Source organism: Cecembia lonarensis LW9, assembly GCF_000298295.1.
Classification (GTDB): Bacteria; Bacteroidota; Bacteroidia; order Cytophagales; family Cyclobacteriaceae; genus Cecembia; species Cecembia lonarensis.
Genome location: NZ_AMGM01000035.1, coordinates 22261 through 39796 on the forward strand (window position 1 = coordinate 22261; position 17536 = coordinate 39796).

Genomic DNA, 17536 nt, shown 5'->3' on the forward strand with positions numbered 1-17536 from the left:
AAAGATCAAAATATGACCGATGACGAATTTGATTTACTAGATGAGCTGTATTTTGTTCATCCTTATGAATATTTGAAAGCAACTTTAGGATGGGAGGATGAACGATTAAAATGTACTTTGGAATCGCTTTATCAAAAGTCTTTTATCAAGTGTTTGGCAGAGCCGGATCATGAAATTTTTGAGGTAAAGAACTTGAAGCATGAAGCAGAGCAAATGTACTTTTTGGCTACCAAAAAAGGACTAATGGCCCATAATGGCCGTTACTATTAAGATGGGCACAGAACTGGCAAAATATCAAAAAAAAGAACTGGAATTGAAATCCTTGTTGGAGATCACTCAGGCGATTAATGAAAATAAGCCTGCGGCTGTCCTTTTGGATATTTTTAAATTCACTTGTCTTGTTCATCTCAATATCAGGTCTTTGTTACTTTATATGATTCAGGGTGAATCGTATGAGAAAATGATAAGCCATGGTTTAAAAAATCAGATTCCAGATCAGATTCCGGGAGAAAAAGTAAATTACGATAAGCAGAGTGGGGCTTTACAAATTGAGGTGGGAACTTCCTATTCTTTTGGCGAGCTGGAAAGCTATCTTCCGGTTATCCATAAAGACAAGATGTTGGCCATTTTGTTTCTAAAGAAAAAATCCCAGCAAGAAGATATTGACCTGGATTTCACCCAAGCCTTGGCCAATATCCTGGTGGTGGCGCTGGAAAACAAGAAATTTGCCAAGCGGCAACTGGAACAGGAACGCCTCAAGCGGGAGGTAGAGATTGCTTCCAATGTGCAGCGCATGTTGTTCCCAGCCGAGCTGCCAAATACACCGCGTTTGGCAGCCAAAGTGACTTATATCCCTCATTCCACAGTAGGAGGTGATTATTATGACCTGATCCAAAAGTCTGAAGACGAGGTCTTCTTTTGTATTGCAGATGTATCTGGAAAAGGGATGCCGGCGGCCTTGCTGATGTCAAATTTCCAGGCGGCTCTCAGGACTTTACTCCGTAGTACTTCTGATTTGAGTATGGTGGTAGAGCAACTCAATTATACCACATTCGATAATACCAAAGGGGAGCGCTTCATTACTTTCTTTTTGGGCCATTACCATTATAAAAAAAGGGAACTAAATTATGTCAATGCAGGCCATAATCCTCCAGTCCTCTGTTGGGAGGGAGAAAACCGGACTGAACTTTTAGGGGCTGGGACCACCATTCTGGGGGCATTTGAAACCTTGCCTTTTTTAGAGTTGGGTAAAAGATCACACCTTACCGGATTTACGGTTCACCTGTATACAGACGGCCTTATTGAAACACAAAATGAAGAGGAGGAAGAATATGGTGATGTGAGATTTCACCAGTTTGTCAAAGACCGTTTGTGCATGTCTCCCAGGCGTTTCCATACTTTGCTCTTAGAAGAGCTTCAAAGTTTTTCAAAAAGCAAAGCCCAGCGAGATGATATTACCCTTTTGAGCTTAAGGTTCCAATAATTATGGTTTGGTTGCACCATATTCCATCTTTTGTTCCCAGAATCTTTGGTCAAATGCTTTGGCACCGAACAAGGGAGGAACGCAAACTATACCTCACCTTTGATGATGGGCCAGTGCCAGGGGTGACAGATTTTGTTTTGGATGAATTGGAAAAGAGGAATATGCTGGCCACTTTTTTTATGGTAGGGGACAATATCCGAAAACACCCCAATTTGGCCAAGCAAGTGGCTCAAGCTGGACATGGGATAGGTAACCATACTTTTCATCATTTGGATGGTTATCGCCAACCCCTTATTGCCTATTTGGAAGACGTTCAAAGGTGTCAGGAAGAAATACTTCGTGCTACAGGTAAAAAAACGCTTTTTTTCAGACCGCCTTATGGAAGAATTACCAGAAAGCAGTTTCAGTTAATTTCACCCAATTATCAAGTGGTGATGTGGGATGTGATTTCTGGGGATTATGATCCGGATCAAGCGCCTGAAAGATGTTTATACAAAAGCAAAAAGCACACCCGCAATGGGTCTATTGTGTTGTTTCATGATCAGGAGAAAACGGCTACAACGATTAAAGCTGTCCTTCCCGATTACCTGGATTTTGTGCAACTATCCGGTTTTGAAACCTGTACCCTATGATGTTGCTCATTTCTATCGGTTTGGTGTTTTTATTGATTTTACAGGATGTCATACTTTTCCTACTTTTAAGATATAATTTTAAAAATTATGGGGAAGGGGAGCAGATAGCTTTCCCTCAAATCAGTATTTTGATTCCCTGCCGAAATGAGGCACATAATCTCCCGCAATGTTTGGAGGCTTTGGAAAGTTTAGATTATCCGAGTTCCAAGTTACAGATTATTATGGGTAATGATGGGAGTGAAGATGGGACTGCCCAAATTTTGCAGCAATGGGCTAAGCAAAACTCCCAAGCGCTGTATTTGGAGGTAAAAGCTGGAGATGGGTTCAAAATGAACGGTAAGGCCAATGCCCTTCAGCAAATGGTGGGACATGCCACGGGAGAATTGTTACTGTTCACAGATGCAGATTGTGTGGTAGGGCCAAATTGGGCCCGGTCGATGGTGGCTGCTTGGCAAAGCAGCCAGGCTGGCGTGGTCACTGGAATTACCAGGATAAAGGGCCACGCCCTTTTTGATCGGATGCAGGCCTTTGACTGGTGGCTTACTCTGGGCATGGTGAAGGTGATGGATGATTTGGGGATTGCGGTAACTTCAATGGGTAACAACATGTTGATTTCGAAATCAGCCTATGACGCAGTCGGAGGATTTGAGGGTATCCCTTTTTCTTTGACAGAGGATTTTGAAATGGCCAAACAAATAGAGGCAAAAGGTTTCCCGCTTATCCATTTGGTGAATCAGGATAATCTTGTGGTGACCAAGGGACAGGATAATTTTGCAGGACTGATGCGGCAACGGAAAAGATGGATGTCAGGCGCCATGGATCTTCCCTCAGTTTGGAAACTGCTTTTAGGGCTACAGGTGCTTTTTTTTCCAGCGGTTTTATTTTTGGTTTTTTTATATCCTTTTGAAGGAATAATCCTTTGGCTGATCAAAGTGTTAATACAAGGGCTTTTTATTTATTGTTTTGCTTTAAAAACCCGCATTCGGTTAAAATGGGTTGATTTCCTCCTTTTTGAAATATATTATATGCTTACTGCTTGGTCCACGATAGTTTATTATTTTTGGCCGTCCAAAACGGATTGGAAGGGAAGGAAGTATTGATGTCGGAAGTTTGAAGTCGGATTTCAGAAAGGCATTTTATGCTTTTCAAAGAAAATTCTTGAAATGAGTTCAAAAAACATTTCTGAAAAAAACAATACTATTGAGCGTGGAAGCAATTGGAAATTGAAAAGTTTGAATCAAACCTATTTGAACAGTGAGCTATATAGATACCCATGTGCATATTTATTCAGATAAATATGCGGGGGATAGAGATGAAGTGATCAGAAGGACGCTGGAAAAAGGCGTCAATCAATTGTACATGCCCAATGTGGATGTGGATACCATTGATGCCATGTTGGAGTGCGAATTGCGCTACCCGGGTGTATGTATTCCAATGATGGGGCTGCATCCCTGTGATGTGAAGAAGGATTTTGAGAAGCAGTTGTACGTCATGGAAGACTGGATCAATAAGCGGGAATTTGCGGGTATCGGTGAAACCGGCTTGGATTTGTATTGGGACAAAACATTTTTTGAGCAACAAAAAGAAGCCTTGAGGGTTCAGATACAGTGGGCCAAAGAAAAGCAATGGCCTATCATTCTGCATTGCCGGGAATCCATGGATGAGACCATTGCCATCATTCAAGAGGAAAAAGACGAAAACCTAAAAGGGATCTTTCATTGTTTTTCCGGGAGTTTAGCCCAGGCAGAGGAAATTATTCAACTGGGCTTTATGCTGGGTATTGGTGGGGTTTCAACCTACAAAAATGGAGGATTGGATGCTGTGCTGCCTCATGTAGACCCTGCATTTGTTGTTTTAGAAACTGACGGACCCTACTTGGCACCGGTCCCTCATAGGGGAAAAAGGAATTCTCCTGAATATATTCCTGTTATTGCAGAGCGGGTAGGGGATTTGTTACAGAAATCAAGGGATGAAATTGCTGAACTGACCAGCGGTAATGCCAAAAGGATTTTTCATCATTTTGAACCATGAACTACAAAATAGTAAGACTAAATACGTCAGCAAAAAGTGATATTACCTCCTCTGTTTTGATCATTTACACAGGGGGGACACTGGGTATGGCCTACGATGAATCTGGGGCGCTGGTGCCTTTTAATTTTGGACAGATACTGGAGAAAGTACCTTCTTTGACGCAGATGAACATTGCCATTACGGTAATTTCTTTTCCTGAGCCTATAGACTCTTCCAATGTCAATATGCAGCATTGGGTGGATATGGCGTATATTATTTTTGAAAATTACGATAGCTATGATGGTTTTGTAATATTGCACGGAACGGATACCATGGCCTACTCTGCTTCCATGCTCAGTTACATGTTGCAGGGCTTAAGTAAACCGGTGATTTTTACAGGAGCGCAGCTGCCCATTTCTGCTATGCGCTCAGATGCAAGGGAAAACTTGATGACCTCGCTTGAGATTGCCACAGCCAAGGCCAATGGTAAGCCAATCGTGCCTGAGGTTTGTATATTCTTTAATCACATGTTGCTAAGGGGCAATAGGTCCAAGAAGGTGCAAAGTGTACATTTTGACGCCTTTGAATCAGAAAATTACCCGGCTTTGGCGGAATCGGGTATTGTGATTGACTATAATTACGCTGCTATAAAGCCTTTTGAGGAAGGGGTAAAGCTGAGGTATTCCAATAAACTGAACAACCATGTGGTGGTCGTGAAGCTGTTTCCTGGCATTACGGCTGAGGTATTGGAAGCCTGCTTATCTATCAAAGGGTTAAGGGGCGTTATCTTGGAAACTTATGGTTCAGGGAACAGTCCCAGTGAGGCTTGGTTTTTGGATATTTTAGAAAAAGCTGTGAAACGGGGTTTGATCATTCTCAATGTATCCCAATGTAATGGGGGCAGGGTGATTCAAGGCAGGTATCAGACCAGTAAAGACCTGCTTCGTATTGGTATTTTGAGTGGAGGGGATATCACTACCGAGGCAGCTGTTACCAAGATGATGTTTATACTGGGAAATGAGTCTTCAGATGCCCAGATCAGGAGAAAATTGGTCATGCCAATAGCAGGGGAAATGTCTTTAACGGGATTTGCATAAATTTTCCGAAAAGATTTTGATGGGCTTAGAATAATTCATTTCTTTGCACTCCGATTCAGAAATCGACCATACAGAGAGGTGTCCGAGTGGTTGAAGGAGCACGCCTGGAAAGCGTGTATACCCCTAAAGGGTATCGAGGGTTCGAATCCCTTCCTCTCTGCGAAAAGCCAGTTTTAGAGATAAGACTGGTTTTTTATTTCCCCAAAAGAAAGCTGATCAGGAAGGGATGAGAACCCTCGATCAAGCACTTGGGTCCGAAATCGACCGAAGGGAGATTCACGAGGGGCAGTGCGGCATGCCTTTGCGGGTACGAGTAATCCCTTCCTCTCTGCACAAAAGCCAGTTTTAGAGATAAGACTGGTTTTTTATTTCCCCAAAAGAAAGCTGATCAGGAAGGGATGAGAACCCTCGATCAGGCACTTGGGTTCGAAATCGACCGAAGGGAAATTCACGAGGGGCGGTGCGGCATGCCCTGTGCGTACGGGTAATCCCTTCCTCTCTAAATAAAATTGCTATTTAATATTTTTTCAAAACATCGTATAGGTGGTTTTTTGAACTGAAAATAAGTTTTTAACCATTTGTCCCTCCAATCAACCCATTTGTTTTTCCATTTGTATAAATTGTCTAATAGCTTCATTTGGGTTGTTTTAGCTTGCATCAGATTCAAAATAACAGCCATGGAATTAAAATTCTGTAAAAATTATGATTATTTCCTTTGCATTTTGAATTGAAAAAATGATAACTTTAAAATCTCATTATTAGTTAGAAACCGTTTAACCTTTATTTAAAGTCTATTTAAAAACTACATTATGAAAAAGTTAATCGCTTTGTTCATGCTTTCCGGAATTTTGATGTTTCCGGTAACTACGAAAGCTCAAGACGCAGAAGAACAAGAAGCTGCAGAAGAAACTGAAGTTGTGGAAGAGGCACCAGCACCTGCTGCCCCAATTATGGTCGACGACGAGATCATGGATGAGGAAAAAGGCTTCCACCAAATCATCAAAGAAAAGTTCATTGAAGGTGATCCTACTTTCATGTCTCCGGTATTGATCTGTTTGATTTTAGGTCTTGCCGTTGCTTTGGAAAGAATTATTACTTTGAACCTTTCTACCACCAATACCAAGAAGCTTTTGGCTAAAGTAGAAGAAGCGCTTGAACAAGGCGGTATCGAAGCGGCTAAGGACGTTACGAAAAGCACCAAAGGTCCTGTTGCTTCTATCTTTACCCAAGGTTTGATGAGGTACTCCGAAGGGATTGAAATGGTAGAAAAATCAATCATAGCATACGGATCCGTTGAAATGGGTCGTTTGGAAAAAGGATTGGTTTGGATTTCCTTATTCATCTCCCTTGCCCCGATGTTGGGTTTCATGGGTACGGTAATCGGTATGATCGGTGCCTTCGATGCGATCGAAGCAGCTGGTGATATCTCCCCATCCCTTGTAGCAGGTGGTATTAAAATCGCCCTTTTAACAACTGTTGCCGGTTTGATCGTAGCGATTATCCTTCAGTTGTTCTACAATTACTGTGTGGCTAAAATCGATTCATTGGTGAATGATATGGAGGATGCTTCCATCACTTTGGTAGATATCCTTGTGAAGCACAAACTTACCAAGTAATTGCTTGGTAAGTGCTTGATGACTTCAAATCAATTAATCTTTAAAATTGAAAATCATTACAAATGGATAGTATAGACATCTTTATATTTGTTGCAGAAGGTTTGATCATCATTGGAGCTATCCTTGCGATTCTGATGCCTTTGATCAAATCCTTGGACAACCCTGGAAGCTTGGTGAAAACCGGCATTGGTGTGGCTGTGCTATTGGTTGTCTTCTTTATCGCTTATTCTATGGCTGATAGTGAAGTATTGCCTAAGTATGCCGCAGATCCCTTTAACCTCACTCCCGAAATTTCTAAATTCGTAGGAGGAGCACTTCTCACAACCTATGCATTGTTTATCATTGCGATTGTAGGTATTGTGTTTACAGAAATCAATAAAGCAATAAAGTAATGGCAAGAAAAAAAGGCAGATTAACCCAGGAGGTCAACGCAGGTTCCATGGCGGACATCGCCTTCCTGTTGCTGATTTTCTTCTTGGTTACTACTACGATTGCTTCGGACAAAGGTATTTTGAATATCCTTCCTCCTAAGCAGGATCCTAATCAGCCACCACCTGAAGTCCTGTTGAATGAAAGGAATATATTCAATATCCTTGTAAATGCCAACGATCAGTTATTGGTGGAAGGTGAATACTTGGATAATACCGAAAAGCTTTCCGAAGACCTTAAGGACTTCATCTTGAATTTTGGCGCTCCTGATGAGGAAGCTGTAGCGTTGTATAACAGTTTGCCAGCTTCTTTAAGAAATAAGGCCAAAAGAGATCCAGCCTCATCCGATCATCCAATGTCAGGAGGAGCAGTAGTATCTATCAAGACGAATAGAGGAACTTCCTACGAAAGATATCTTGAAGTATTGGATCAGGTAAAGCGTGCCTACTTTGAAATTTATGCTGAAAGGGTAGGTTTGACTGCCGATCAGTATAGGGCATTGACAGGTAGAACACCAGCTGAAAGAGAACTTCAGGATAGAGGTAAGGAAGGTATTCCAATGGCGATTTCCATTGCAGAACCAGATAAAATAGGAGGAAATTGATATGTCAAAGTTTAAGAAAAAAACAGGAACTTCTCAGAATATCCCAACTTCTGCTTTGCCGGATATCATCTTCATGCTCCTATTCTTCTTCATGGTGACCACAGTTTTAAGAGAGCAGGAGATTTTGGTAGAACAAAAAATTCCTCAAGCTACTCAGCTTCAGAAATTGGAAAAGAAAACCTTGATCTCTTACCTTTATATTGGTAAGCCAAAGAATACAGGCATGTTTGGTACTGAACCTAGGGTACAGGCTAATGATGTGCTTATCAACACCAAAGACATCGTACTTTGGGTAAACCAAGAAAAAGATAAGTTGTCAGAAGCAGAAAGAGATATGATTACCATTTCCATGAAAGTGGATAGGGATGTGAAAATGGGTCCGATTTCAGATGTTCAGTTTGAACTTCGTGAAGCGGATGCAAGAAGAATTCTCTATGCTGCTGTAGGAAAGGTACAGAATTGATAAAAAATCAAGTGTTATTAAAAAGCTATCCCTTATGGGGTAGCTTTTTTACTTTCAAGTCATTATGATTTTAAAAAAGCTCCCGCAAAAGAAGAAAGTCCAAAATGCATGGGCGATGTATGATTGGGCCAATTCGGTTTACAGTCTGGTCATTACTTCTACCATTTTTCCAGTATACTTCAATAGTGTAACCCGTTCAGAAGATTTTGGAGATGTGGTTTCTTTTTTGGGCTTTCAAGTGGTCAATACCGTTCTTTATTCCTATTCTATTTCTTTTTCATTTCTGGTGATCGTATTTCTTTCACCACTATTATCCGGTATAGCTGATTTTGGAGGTAAGAAACTAACCTTTATGAAGTTTTTTGCCTACTTAGGAGCGCTCTCTTGTGTTGGACTGTTTTTTTTTGATGGAGACAACCTGGAATGGGGGATTTTATGTGCTGTATTAGCCAGTATAGGGTTTTCAGGGAGTATTGTATTTTACAATGCTTTTTTGCCCGAGATTGCAGAAGAAGAGGAATATGATTTCTTGAGTGCCAAAGGTTTTGCCCTAGGTTACATAGGAAGTGTTTTGTTGCTCTTGGTTAATTTGATCATGTTAGAGTTTCCGGAATTCTTTGGTTTAAGTGATGGAGGGCAGGCAGCGCGCTGGTCTTTCCTCATAACTGGAGTTTGGTGGGTATTATTTGCCCAAATTCCATTTAGATATCTTCCGGATAATCCTTATGGAAGGAAATTGGAAACAGGCTGGTTTTGGAGCGGTTACCGTCAAATCAAAGCCGTATTTGCTGTGGTCAAAGGTAAGCCTGTTATGAATCGTTTTCTTGCAGCTTTCTTATTTTACAGCATGGGGGTGCAGACAGTTTTGTATTTGGCAGCTTCATTTGGAGATAAAGAGCTTAAAATGCCGGGAGGCAAATTAATTTTGACTATCTTAATCATACAAATTGTGGCCATTTTGGGGAGTTATCTTTTTGCCTTTGTTTCTAAAAAGTATGGTAATAAAAGTGCACTCATCATTATGGTATTCATCTGGATACTGATTTGTGGTGCCGCCTACTATGTTCAGGATGAATTTCAGTTTTATGCGTTGGCATTTATTGTAGGTATGGTCATGGGAGGCATTCAGTCGCTTTCCAGGTCTACTTATTCTAAGTTGATTCCACCCAATACCAGTAACACGGCCTCTTTTTTTAGTTTTTATGACGTAACAGAAAAAGTGGCCATCGTTTTGGGTACATTTTCCTATGGACTGATTGAGCAATTGACCGGCAGTATGAGGAACAGTGCCTTGGCACTTGGTTTGTTTTTTATTGTAGGACTTGGGTTTTTATTATTGGTAAGAATCCCCAAGCAGGAATTGGATAAAATTATAGAGATAAAAAATGCTTAGTATCCTATCCGGAGATCTTGTAAAACAATTGGATGCAGATTTTATTGCCCAACAAGGAATCAGTTCCTTGGAGTTGATGGAATCTGCTGCCAAGAACTTTTGTACTTGGTTCAGAGGTAATTTTGTTCCTTCTGAGCACCGCCTATTCGTTTTTTCAGGACCCGGAAATAATGGTGGTGATGGCGTTGCTATTGCCAGGTTACTCTGCCATGAGGTCAAAGCGGTCACCTTGCTTGTTTTTGAGGAAAAGGAAAATTGCAGTATGGATTATCGGTTGAATTTTGAAAGGCTTCCGGATCAGGTTGAGGTAACTTCAGTTGATAAGTTTGATTTTAAATTCGAAGAAACGGACATTGTACTGGATGCCATTTTTGGTGTAGGGATCAATAGGCCCATAGATGGGGTTTACAGGTGGGTAGTCGAAAAACTCAATGCGCTGGAAGCAATAAAGGTAGCAATAGATATTCCTTCAGGCATTCCTGCAGATGATGTCTTGGACGGAGAAGCCTTTAAGGCTGACCATACGGTGACATTTCAATTTCCAAAGTTTTCACTTTTTTTTCCTGAGCATGCCGTTTATACTGGTAAAGTCCATGTTGTAGATATTGGTATCCCTGATACTTTTTTGTCAAGGTATCAGGATAACAAGTACTTTTTACAAGCCAAAGATATTCCAGCCTTACATAAAAGATTTCATGCCTTTAGCCATAAAGGAGATTTTGGTAAAATCATGCTTTTTGGTGGAAGCTTAGGTAAAGTAGGGGCTATGGTGTTGTCTTCCAAAGCAGCCCTGAGGACGGGAAGTGGACTGGTGCATGTTCAGATTGCTGATGCGGAGCGGATGATCATGCAGACAGCAGTGCCTGAAGTCATGGTGGCCGGAGCACAGGAAATCAAGCGATTGGAGGCCTTTGATGCCTTAGGAATTGGTCCCGGTTGGGGGACCGAAGTAGATTTGTCTTTTTACAGCAGCATTTTGAAGCGGTTTCATAAACCTGTTGTGATTGATGCAGATGGTTTGAACCTATTGGCTAAAAAACCTGAGATGCTCCAATTTGTACCAAAGGGGAGTATTCTAACACCTCATGTAAAAGAATTTGAACGTCTGGTTGGAAATGTAAGCAGTCATAAAGAAAGATTGCTCAAAGCGCAGCAATTTGCTGGGGAATATGGCGTGTTTTTGATTTTAAAAGGTGCGTTTACTTCCATTTCCACACCTGATGGGAAACAATATTTCAATTCAACTGGCAATCAATACATGGCCACAGCTGGGTCTGGTGATGTTTTGACAGGTATGATTACAGCATTTTTGGGGCAAGGATATAATCCTTTGCAAGCAGCCCTCTGTGGGGTTTTCCACCATGGTTTGGCGGGGGAATTGGCAGGAAAACAAAAAAGGAGAGGGGTAATTGCATCTGATATTATTGCGTGTATTCCACAAACATTTTTGGAGCTCGATATTCCCTAAAAAATATCAATTAATCTAGAACTTTAGATTCGTGGCAAGGGTTAACCGGTTATTACTTTAGCTGATGAATAAAGAAAAACTTTTACTTTGGACCCTGGCAGCCATTAATTTCACCCACATTGTGGATTTTATGATCTTGATGCCGCTAGGACCTCAATTGATGAGGATTTTTGAGATCTCACCCAGGGAGTTTGGACTGTTGGTTTCGTCTTATACTTTTGCGGCAGGGTTCAGTAGTTTTTTAGGGGCATTTGTGTTGGATAAATATGACCGTAGAAGCATTACGCTTTGGGTATTCACTGGATTCCTATTGGCTACTTTGGCTTGTGCCTTGTCGCCCAATTATTCCATTTTATTGGTTTCAAGGATCATTGCTGGCTTATTTGGAGGCCTTACTTCTGCGCTCATTTTGGCTATTATTGGGGATGTGATCCCTGATTCGCGCAGGGGAAGAGCCATGGGTCTGGTAATGGCAGCGTTTTCTGTTGCCTCGGTTTTTGGGGTTCCTTTTGGCTTGTTTATCGCCAGTATCTCCAATTGGCATGCTCCCTTCTTCTTTTTGGCCGGCATGTCGGTATTGATCCTGTGGATGATTTATAAGTTTTTACCTTCTATCACTGCGCATTTGGCACATCGGGTCAATAAACCTACCCCCATTCAGGTGGTAAGAAGGGTGACGGGAAATCCAAATCAGATGCGGGCTATTACCTTGACCATTATGATGATGCTGGGGCAGTTTACCATCATTCCTTTTATAAGCCCTTATATGGTGGCCAATGTTGGTTTTACGGATATCGAATTGACCTATATTTATATGGCAGGAGGCTTGTTCACAATTTTCACTTCTCCTTGGGTGGGTAAAATGACTGACTTGCATGGGAAAACCAAAGTCTTTACCATCTTTATGGCTTTGAATCTTATTCCTATTGGGGTGATTACCCATTTGGGACAGACTCCGATTCCCTATGTTTTATTGATCACCACCATGTTTTTTGTGACTTCTAATGGGAGGATGGTTCCTGCAATGGCATTAGTGACTGGTACCGCCAAACCTGAAAACAGGGGGAGCTTTTTAAGTTTTAATTCAGCTGTTCAACAGCTTTCTGCAGGTTTGGCCTCATTTATTGCCGGGTTGATTTTAGCTGAAGGTATGAATGGGGAATTGCTCAATTACAATATCGTAGGCTATATTGCCATCTTTTTAAGTCTGCTTTGTATTCCCCTGGCTAAGAGGATAAAGGTGATCGATACGGATGCTGTGCAGGGTGCTGAGCATCAGACAGTCGATCAACCAGTAGTGGGAGCTGTTAAAAATTAAAATGCCACCGATTTTTGGTGGCATTTTAATTTCCGTGAAGTGCTAAAGCAAATTTCAGTTTTAAAACTCCGCATGTCCAGGGGTTCTTGGGAAAGCGATTACATCCCGGATATTACCCATGCCTGTGACGAACTGCACCAATCTCTCGAAACCCAGTCCAAAACCTGCATGTGGGGTAGTACCGAATTTACGGGTATCCAGGTACCACCACATTTCCTCTGTAGGGATATCCATTTCTTCCATACGCTGGGTAAGTTTGTCCAAGCGCTCTTCACGCTGAGAACCGCCTACAATTTCGCCAATTCCTGGGAAAAGAATGTCCATGGCCGCTACAGTCTTGTCATCATCGTTTTGGCGCATATAGAACGCCTTGATCTCTTTTGGGTAATCGGTTAGGATTACCGGCTTCTTGAAGTGCTTTTCTACCAAGTATCGCTCATGCTCTGATTGTAAGTCTACTCCCCAAGCTTCTACCAGGTACTGGAATTTCTTTTTCTTGTTATGATTGGAGTTGCGCAAGATGTCAATGGCCTCTGTATAGGTCAATCTTTGGAACTCATTGTTAACGACAAACTGAAGCCTTTCCAATAAACCCATTTCAGATCGTTGGTCTGCTTTTTTGGTGTTTTCCTCTTCGGCTGCTCTTTTATCCAAAAACTCCAAGTCATCCTTGCAGTTTTCCAGGGCATAATTGATCACGTATTTTAAGAAGTCTTCTGCCAGGTTTTGGTTGTCCTCGGCATCATAGAAGGCCATTTCCGGTTCAATCATCCAAAATTCCGCCAGGTGTCGGGTGGTATTGGAATTTTCAGCCCTAAAGGTAGGTCCAAAAGTATAAATTTCACCCAGCCCCATGGCAGCTAATTCCCCTTCCAATTGTCCGGAAACAGTAAGGTTGGTTTCTCTTTCGAAGAAATCCTGTTTGAAGTCAATTTTTCCTTCCTCGGTCAGTGGAGGATTTTTCAAATCAAAGGTCGTTACTTTAAAGGTTTCACCGGCACCTTCTGCATCAGATGCGGTAATGATCGGAGTATGGATATAGAAAAAGCCTTTATCGTTGAAATATTTGTGCACGGCAAATGCCAAGGCATGTCTTACCCTGAAGACTGCGCCAAAGGTATTGGTCCTGATCCTCAAGTGGGCAATTTCCCTAAGGAATTCAAGGGAGTGTTTTTTTGGTTGGAGTGGATATTTTTCAGCATCAGCTTCTCCCAAAACCGTAATTTCTTTTGCTGACAATTCGGTTTGCTGTCCAGCTCCCTGCGATGCTACTATAGTGCCTGTAATCTTTAAACAAGCCCCGGTTGTAGCTTTTTTTAATATATCTTCGGAGATTTCGTTGGGATCTGCCACAATTTGATAATTCTTTATAGAAGAGCCATCATTAATGGCAATAAAGGAAACGTTTTTATTGCTCCTTTTAGTCCTTACCCATCCCATGACGGTTATTTCCTGACCGGTATATTGCTTTTCAAGAAGATCTTTGATTTTGGTTCTTTTGTTAAAGGCCATATGAATTTTTTGAAATAGATTAAAATGAATTGCCTCAATGCCTTGGCATTCCAAAGGGAATGCAAAAAAACGATATAATAAGCTTTTTATCAAAAAATTGTTCTAATTTCATAAATTTGGGCATGGATAATGCGTTAAGGCTTATTATCCTGTTTATTGATTTTTATTTAGATCATCCTATATGCAAAAATTACATCTTAGTCAGGTACTTTCACAGAAACTGTCCCCGCAGCAGATACAGTTTATCAAACTGCTGCAGGTACCTACCGCTGAACTTGAAGCAAGGGTGGAGGAGGAGTTGGAAATCAATCCTGCTTTAGAGGAGGGTAGAGAAGAAGAAAAAAAGGAGGCTGAGGAAGATAATTTTGAGGACAATTATGAAGAAGATCTCGCCTATGATGACAATTCGGTCAATCTGGAAGATTACCTCAATGAAGATTATGGTGGCTATAAAATGCAGGGTGATGGGAACTATTCCCAAGATGAAGAAGAAAGAGAAATGCCCATTTCCAGCGGTATTTCTTTGCATGAGCAGTTGGTTGTTCAGCTTGGCTTCCTCAAACTGGATGAAAGACTGAGAACCATCGGAAAGCAGTTGATAGGAAGTATTGAAAATGATGGCTACATCAGAAGAGACTTGGAGGCCATCATCAATGACTTGGCATTCAGCCAAAATATAGAGACCGATCTGGATGAAATGGAAGAAATACTGCGCAAAATCCAAGGCTTTGATCCTGCCGGCATAGCAGCGAGGAACCTTCAGGAATGTCTTCTGATCCAATTGGAGCGTAAAGAACATCCTGATGACCCCACTGTACAAAATGCCATCAGGATTATCAATGAGTGTTTTGATGAATTCACCAAAAAACATTTTTCAAAAATTCAGAAAAAACTGGATATGGGAGATGAGGATTTGAAAGACGCTGTCAATATGATAACCCGTCTGAATCCAAAACCTGGAGGTATTTCCGATGGGCTGGTTAAAACTCAATATATCATACCCGATTTCATTTTGGTCAATACCGATGGGAAATTTGAAGTTGCATTGAATTCCAAAAATGCGCCAGAACTGAGGGTAAGCCGATCTTATTCTGAGATGTTTGATGCTTATGATAAAAGTGATAAAAAAGATAAAAAGTTAAAAGAGACGGTCACTTTTGTCAAACAAAAATTAGATGCTGCTAAGTGGTTTATTGATGCCATTAAGCAAAGGCAACAAACCCTGCTAAAGACCATGCATGCCATCCTTGATTATCAGCAGGAATTTTTTGTGGACGGGGATGAAACCAAGTTGAAGCCCATGATCCTGAAAGATATAGCTGAGAAGATAGAGATGGACATTTCTACGGTTTCAAGAGTGGCCAATAGCAAGTCCATACAGACTGAATTTGGGATATTTCCCTTAAAATATTTCTTCTCCGAAGGCATTACTACAGAATCTGGAGAAGATGTCAGCAACAAAGAGGTAAAATCTGTGTTACAAAGTTTAGTAGACGAAGAAAACAAGAGAAAGCCGCTTTCTGATGATAAATTGGTGAAAATGCTCAATGACAAAGGGTATAATATTGCCAGGAGAACTGTTGCAAAATACAGGGAACAATTGCAGATACCGGTTGCCCGACTTAGAAAAGAATTATAAGTGTACCGAAAGACAGCCTTAATCCTCTCGTATATTTTTCAACCCTTATTGATACCAACATTGGTGTTTGCTTTCTTATTATATGGCGCACCACACTTGGTTAGGGTGTCCTATTTTGATAAGCGTTTTTTAATATTCATGGTTTTTATGACCACTTTTGTGATTCCTTTGTTGAGCATCCTCATGATGAAGCTCACCAAAAATATTGTTTCCTTTCATATGGAGAATAAGGATGAAAGGGTATTTCCTTTTTCGATGATCAGCTTATTTTATATGATCACGACCTATTTGTTTTACATCAAATTCCAAGTTGATCCTGCACTGATTCTCGCCTTGGCAGTGATTACAATTTCCGTGATCTTACTGACGAGTATTACTTTTTTTTGGAAAATAAGTGCGCACATGACTGGTACAGCCGGGCTAATGGCCATTATCATTGCCATTGCCTTGAAAAACCCAGCAATTGATTACCTGTATCTTGTTTTGGGCAGCACGATTTTGACAGGTTCAATTGGTTCGGCCCGACTATACCTGAATGCCCATACTCCCGCTGAAGTGTTAATCGGGTTTGGTTTGGGTTTTACAGTTTGTTTCTCGGCGTTTTATTGGATGCTATAAAAAAAGCCGGTTTTACCCGGCTTTTCGTAAACATAAACTTTTGCTACGCTTTAAAATAAGGTGAAGGAAATACCAAAATTAAATTGGGTTGCCTGTGTATTGAAAGGTCCTCTTTCTAATTGGAAAACCTGATTAAGGCCATAATATCCCCAAATATTGAATCCTGGGAAGCCCATTCTGGTGTACACCCCATAACGGAGTGGATTAAGCCCAAAGGATTGCCTATCCTTAATCCTACGGGTCAATCCATTTTGATCGGTATATTCTATTTTGGTATGGGCATTCATCAGGTAGCCGATTTTTCCACCTAAGGCAACGCGCATACTTTTGCTATAATTATTTTTTCTAAAATGGTATCTGAATTCCAATGGGATTTCAAGGTAATTCAGAGAAACATTGTTTTTACTGATACTGATGTTACCCCCGTAGACCTCTGTTATTTCCAATAACCTGCTGGATTCAGGGCCTATCAAAGGATTATTGAATAATGTTCTGTCGTCTCTAAAAGCCAATTTGTCTGTACCAATGCCTATTCCTGGGTTAAAGGTAAATCCTGTGCCTTCACCAATGTTGAATTCTGTTTGGTAATACATATTGAAGGTTCTGGATTCGATAAATCTCGTGCTCAGGTCATCCGGTTTATTGTTAAGGGTATTGAATCCAAAATCTATAAAAAGGTCTCCTTTAAGGTCTGGTCTTCCTCCTATGGGGGTTCTTTCTCTTTCTTGGGCCCATATTAAATCCACAACAATGAATTGAAGGAATAAGACAAATACAATTCTTTTCATGAAAGCGCTTATTGATTTTAAAATTTCGGCTAAATTATAAAATCCCATGTGATTTGCGGTTCTTTTTCTCTTAATTATTCTTAATTGAAATTCAGTAAGATGAATTTTCACAAGAAAAAGATAGGATACACTTTTTGGATATTCAAAAATGCTCACTACTTTTGCATTCCCAAATGGCCTCGTAGCTCAACTGAATAGAGCACTTGATTACGGCTCAAGAGGTTTCAGGTTTGAATCCTGACGAGGTCACTTTATTAAATTTTGCATCGGCAAGGTTTTTTCTACAAAAGGCTATTTATGGCTTAGCATGTTTCAGAGTATGGATTGAATAATAGTATTTATATCCAGAAGGCCACGGAATGAAACGTCAGAACGAGAGGGTTGAAATAAATAAAAAATTTTAACCCACAATTTCAAGGTGTTAGCATGAAACCAGAAATTATTTTCGTTCGTTTAAATATTAGAT

At 40.8% G+C, this 17536-nt stretch carries 17 protein-coding genes and 2 tRNA genes; 17 read left to right on the forward strand and 2 right to left on the reverse strand.

All coding sequences use genetic code 11. From position 1 onward, the window contains the following. Positions 1-12 precede the first annotated feature (12 nt). The 14 genes from B879_RS11690 to B879_RS11765 all read left to right on the forward strand — a co-directional run bounded on the left by B879_RS11690 (position 13) and on the right by B879_RS11765 (position 12513). A complete protein-coding gene (locus B879_RS11690) occupies positions 13-270 on the forward strand; it encodes a hypothetical protein (protein ID WP_009185392.1) in 258 nt (85 codons plus the stop codon). After that, positions 254-1483 carry a PP2C family protein-serine/threonine phosphatase gene (locus tag B879_RS11695; RefSeq protein WP_009185393.1) on the forward strand — a complete coding sequence of 410 codons (1230 nt, stop codon included), beginning with the start codon at positions 254-256 and terminating at the stop codon, positions 1481-1483. The genes B879_RS11690 and B879_RS11695 overlap by 17 nt, the downstream gene beginning before the upstream one ends. A 53-nt stretch (positions 1484-1536) precedes the next feature. Beyond that, on the forward strand, positions 1537-2115 hold the full coding sequence (locus B879_RS11700) for a polysaccharide deacetylase family protein (protein ID WP_238542126.1): 579 nt from the start codon (positions 1537-1539) through the stop codon (positions 2113-2115). Continuing rightward, positions 2112-3215 (forward strand): glycosyltransferase, encoded by a 1104-nt coding sequence (locus B879_RS11705; protein ID WP_009185395.1) that lies wholly within the window; start codon positions 2112-2114, stop codon positions 3213-3215. Before B879_RS11700 ends, B879_RS11705 begins: the two co-directional genes overlap by 4 nt. Positions 3216-3369: 154 nt before the next feature. Next, the gene (locus B879_RS11710; RefSeq protein WP_009185396.1) at positions 3370-4146 is read left to right on the forward strand and encodes a TatD family hydrolase; all 777 of its coding nucleotides are present in this window, start codon (positions 3370-3372) and stop codon (positions 4144-4146) included. Then, positions 4143-5222, forward strand: a complete 1080-nt coding sequence (locus B879_RS11715) for an asparaginase (protein WP_009185397.1) — start codon at positions 4143-4145, stop codon at positions 5220-5222. Before B879_RS11710 ends, B879_RS11715 begins: the two co-directional genes overlap by 4 nt. Before the next feature lie 72 nt (positions 5223-5294). After that, positions 5295-5382, forward strand: a tRNA-Ser gene (locus B879_RS11720). Positions 5383-6031: 649 nt separating this feature from the next. Next, positions 6032-6838, forward strand: coding sequence for a MotA/TolQ/ExbB proton channel family protein (locus tag B879_RS11735; protein ID WP_009185399.1), 807 nt, complete (start codon positions 6032-6034; stop codon positions 6836-6838). Between the two features lie 62 nt (positions 6839-6900). Then, positions 6901-7230 carry a hypothetical protein gene (locus B879_RS11740; protein ID WP_009185400.1) on the forward strand — a complete coding sequence of 110 codons (330 nt, stop codon included), beginning with the start codon at positions 6901-6903 and terminating at the stop codon, positions 7228-7230. Continuing rightward, entirely contained in the window at positions 7230-7871 is a 642-nt protein-coding gene (locus B879_RS11745) for an ExbD/TolR family protein (protein ID WP_009185401.1), read from the forward strand. Before B879_RS11740 ends, B879_RS11745 begins: the two co-directional genes overlap by 1 nt. A gap of 1 nt (position 7872) precedes the next feature. Further along, on the forward strand, positions 7873-8334 hold the full coding sequence (locus B879_RS11750) for an ExbD/TolR family protein (protein ID WP_009185402.1): 462 nt from the start codon (positions 7873-7875) through the stop codon (positions 8332-8334). A gap of 64 nt (positions 8335-8398) precedes the next feature. Continuing rightward, positions 8399-9727: an MFS transporter gene (locus B879_RS11755; RefSeq protein ID WP_040400583.1), complete on the forward strand. Its 1329-nt coding sequence runs from the start codon at positions 8399-8401 to the stop codon at positions 9725-9727. Next, complete coding sequence (locus B879_RS11760) at positions 9720-11195, forward strand: bifunctional ADP-dependent NAD(P)H-hydrate dehydratase/NAD(P)H-hydrate epimerase (RefSeq protein WP_009185404.1); 1476 nt, start codon at positions 9720-9722, stop codon at positions 11193-11195. The genes B879_RS11755 and B879_RS11760 overlap by 8 nt, the downstream gene beginning before the upstream one ends. Positions 11196-11259: 64 nt before the next feature. Continuing rightward, positions 11260-12513, forward strand: coding sequence for an MFS transporter (locus tag B879_RS11765; RefSeq protein WP_009185405.1), 1254 nt, complete (start codon positions 11260-11262; stop codon positions 12511-12513). A 60-nt stretch (positions 12514-12573) separates the two neighbouring features. Here the strand turns inward: B879_RS11765 and asnS are convergent, their stop codons facing one another. Further along, complete coding sequence (gene asnS / locus B879_RS11770; RefSeq protein WP_009185406.1) at positions 12574-14025, reverse strand: asparagine--tRNA ligase; 1452 nt, start codon at positions 14023-14025, stop codon at positions 12574-12576. Positions 14026-14206: 181 nt separating this feature from the next. Between asnS and rpoN the strand changes: the two genes are divergently transcribed. Both rpoN and B879_RS11780 read left to right on the forward strand, forming a co-directional pair. Then, positions 14207-15664 (forward strand): RNA polymerase factor sigma-54, encoded by a 1458-nt coding sequence (rpoN, locus tag B879_RS11775; protein WP_009185407.1) that lies wholly within the window; start codon positions 14207-14209, stop codon positions 15662-15664. Between the two features lie 147 nt (positions 15665-15811). Then, positions 15812-16282 (forward strand): phosphatase PAP2 family protein, encoded by a 471-nt coding sequence (locus B879_RS11780; protein WP_238542127.1) that lies wholly within the window; start codon positions 15812-15814, stop codon positions 16280-16282. A gap of 50 nt (positions 16283-16332) precedes the next feature. Here the strand turns inward: B879_RS11780 and B879_RS11785 are convergent, their stop codons facing one another. Further along, positions 16333-17070, reverse strand: coding sequence for a porin family protein (locus tag B879_RS11785; RefSeq protein WP_009185409.1), 738 nt, complete (start codon positions 17068-17070; stop codon positions 16333-16335). A 175-nt stretch (positions 17071-17245) separates the two neighbouring features. On the opposite strand from B879_RS11785, the gene B879_RS11790 reads away from it, so the two are divergent. Then, a tRNA-Arg gene (locus B879_RS11790) sits at positions 17246-17319 on the forward strand. Positions 17320-17536: the final 217 nt, after the last annotated feature.

Excerpts from the sequence above, each read along its gene's own strand:
- B879_RS11755 (WP_040400583.1), top strand. The coding sequence starts at position 8,399 with ATGATTTTAAAAAAGCTCCCGCAAAAGAAGAAAGTCCAAAATGCATGG.
- B879_RS11745 (WP_009185401.1), top strand. The coding sequence starts at position 7,230 with ATGGCAAGAAAAAAAGGCAGATTAACCCAGGAGGTCAACGCAGGTTCC.
- B879_RS11785 (WP_009185409.1), bottom strand. The coding sequence starts at position 17,070 with ATGAAAAGAATTGTATTTGTCTTATTCCTTCAATTCATTGTTGTGGAT.
- B879_RS11705 (WP_009185395.1), top strand. The coding sequence starts at position 2,112 with ATGATGTTGCTCATTTCTATCGGTTTGGTGTTTTTATTGATTTTACAG.
- B879_RS11690 (WP_009185392.1), top strand. The coding sequence starts at position 13 with ATGACCGATGACGAATTTGATTTACTAGATGAGCTGTATTTTGTTCAT.
- B879_RS11780 (WP_238542127.1), top strand. The coding sequence starts at position 15,812 with ATGACCACTTTTGTGATTCCTTTGTTGAGCATCCTCATGATGAAGCTC.
- B879_RS11715 (WP_009185397.1), top strand. The coding sequence starts at position 4,143 with ATGAACTACAAAATAGTAAGACTAAATACGTCAGCAAAAAGTGATATT.
- B879_RS11700 (WP_238542126.1), top strand. The coding sequence starts at position 1,537 with ATGCTTTGGCACCGAACAAGGGAGGAACGCAAACTATACCTCACCTTT.
- rpoN (WP_009185407.1), top strand. The coding sequence starts at position 14,207 with ATGCAAAAATTACATCTTAGTCAGGTACTTTCACAGAAACTGTCCCCG.
- B879_RS11695 (WP_009185393.1), top strand. The coding sequence starts at position 254 with ATGGCCGTTACTATTAAGATGGGCACAGAACTGGCAAAATATCAAAAA.
- B879_RS11750 (WP_009185402.1), top strand. The coding sequence starts at position 7,873 with ATGTCAAAGTTTAAGAAAAAAACAGGAACTTCTCAGAATATCCCAACT.
- B879_RS11735 (WP_009185399.1), top strand. The coding sequence starts at position 6,032 with ATGAAAAAGTTAATCGCTTTGTTCATGCTTTCCGGAATTTTGATGTTT.
- B879_RS11740 (WP_009185400.1), top strand. The coding sequence starts at position 6,901 with ATGGATAGTATAGACATCTTTATATTTGTTGCAGAAGGTTTGATCATC.
- asnS (WP_009185406.1), bottom strand. The coding sequence starts at position 14,025 with ATGGCCTTTAACAAAAGAACCAAAATCAAAGATCTTCTTGAAAAGCAA.
- B879_RS11760 (WP_009185404.1), top strand. The coding sequence starts at position 9,720 with ATGCTTAGTATCCTATCCGGAGATCTTGTAAAACAATTGGATGCAGAT.
- B879_RS11765 (WP_009185405.1), top strand. The coding sequence starts at position 11,260 with ATGAATAAAGAAAAACTTTTACTTTGGACCCTGGCAGCCATTAATTTC.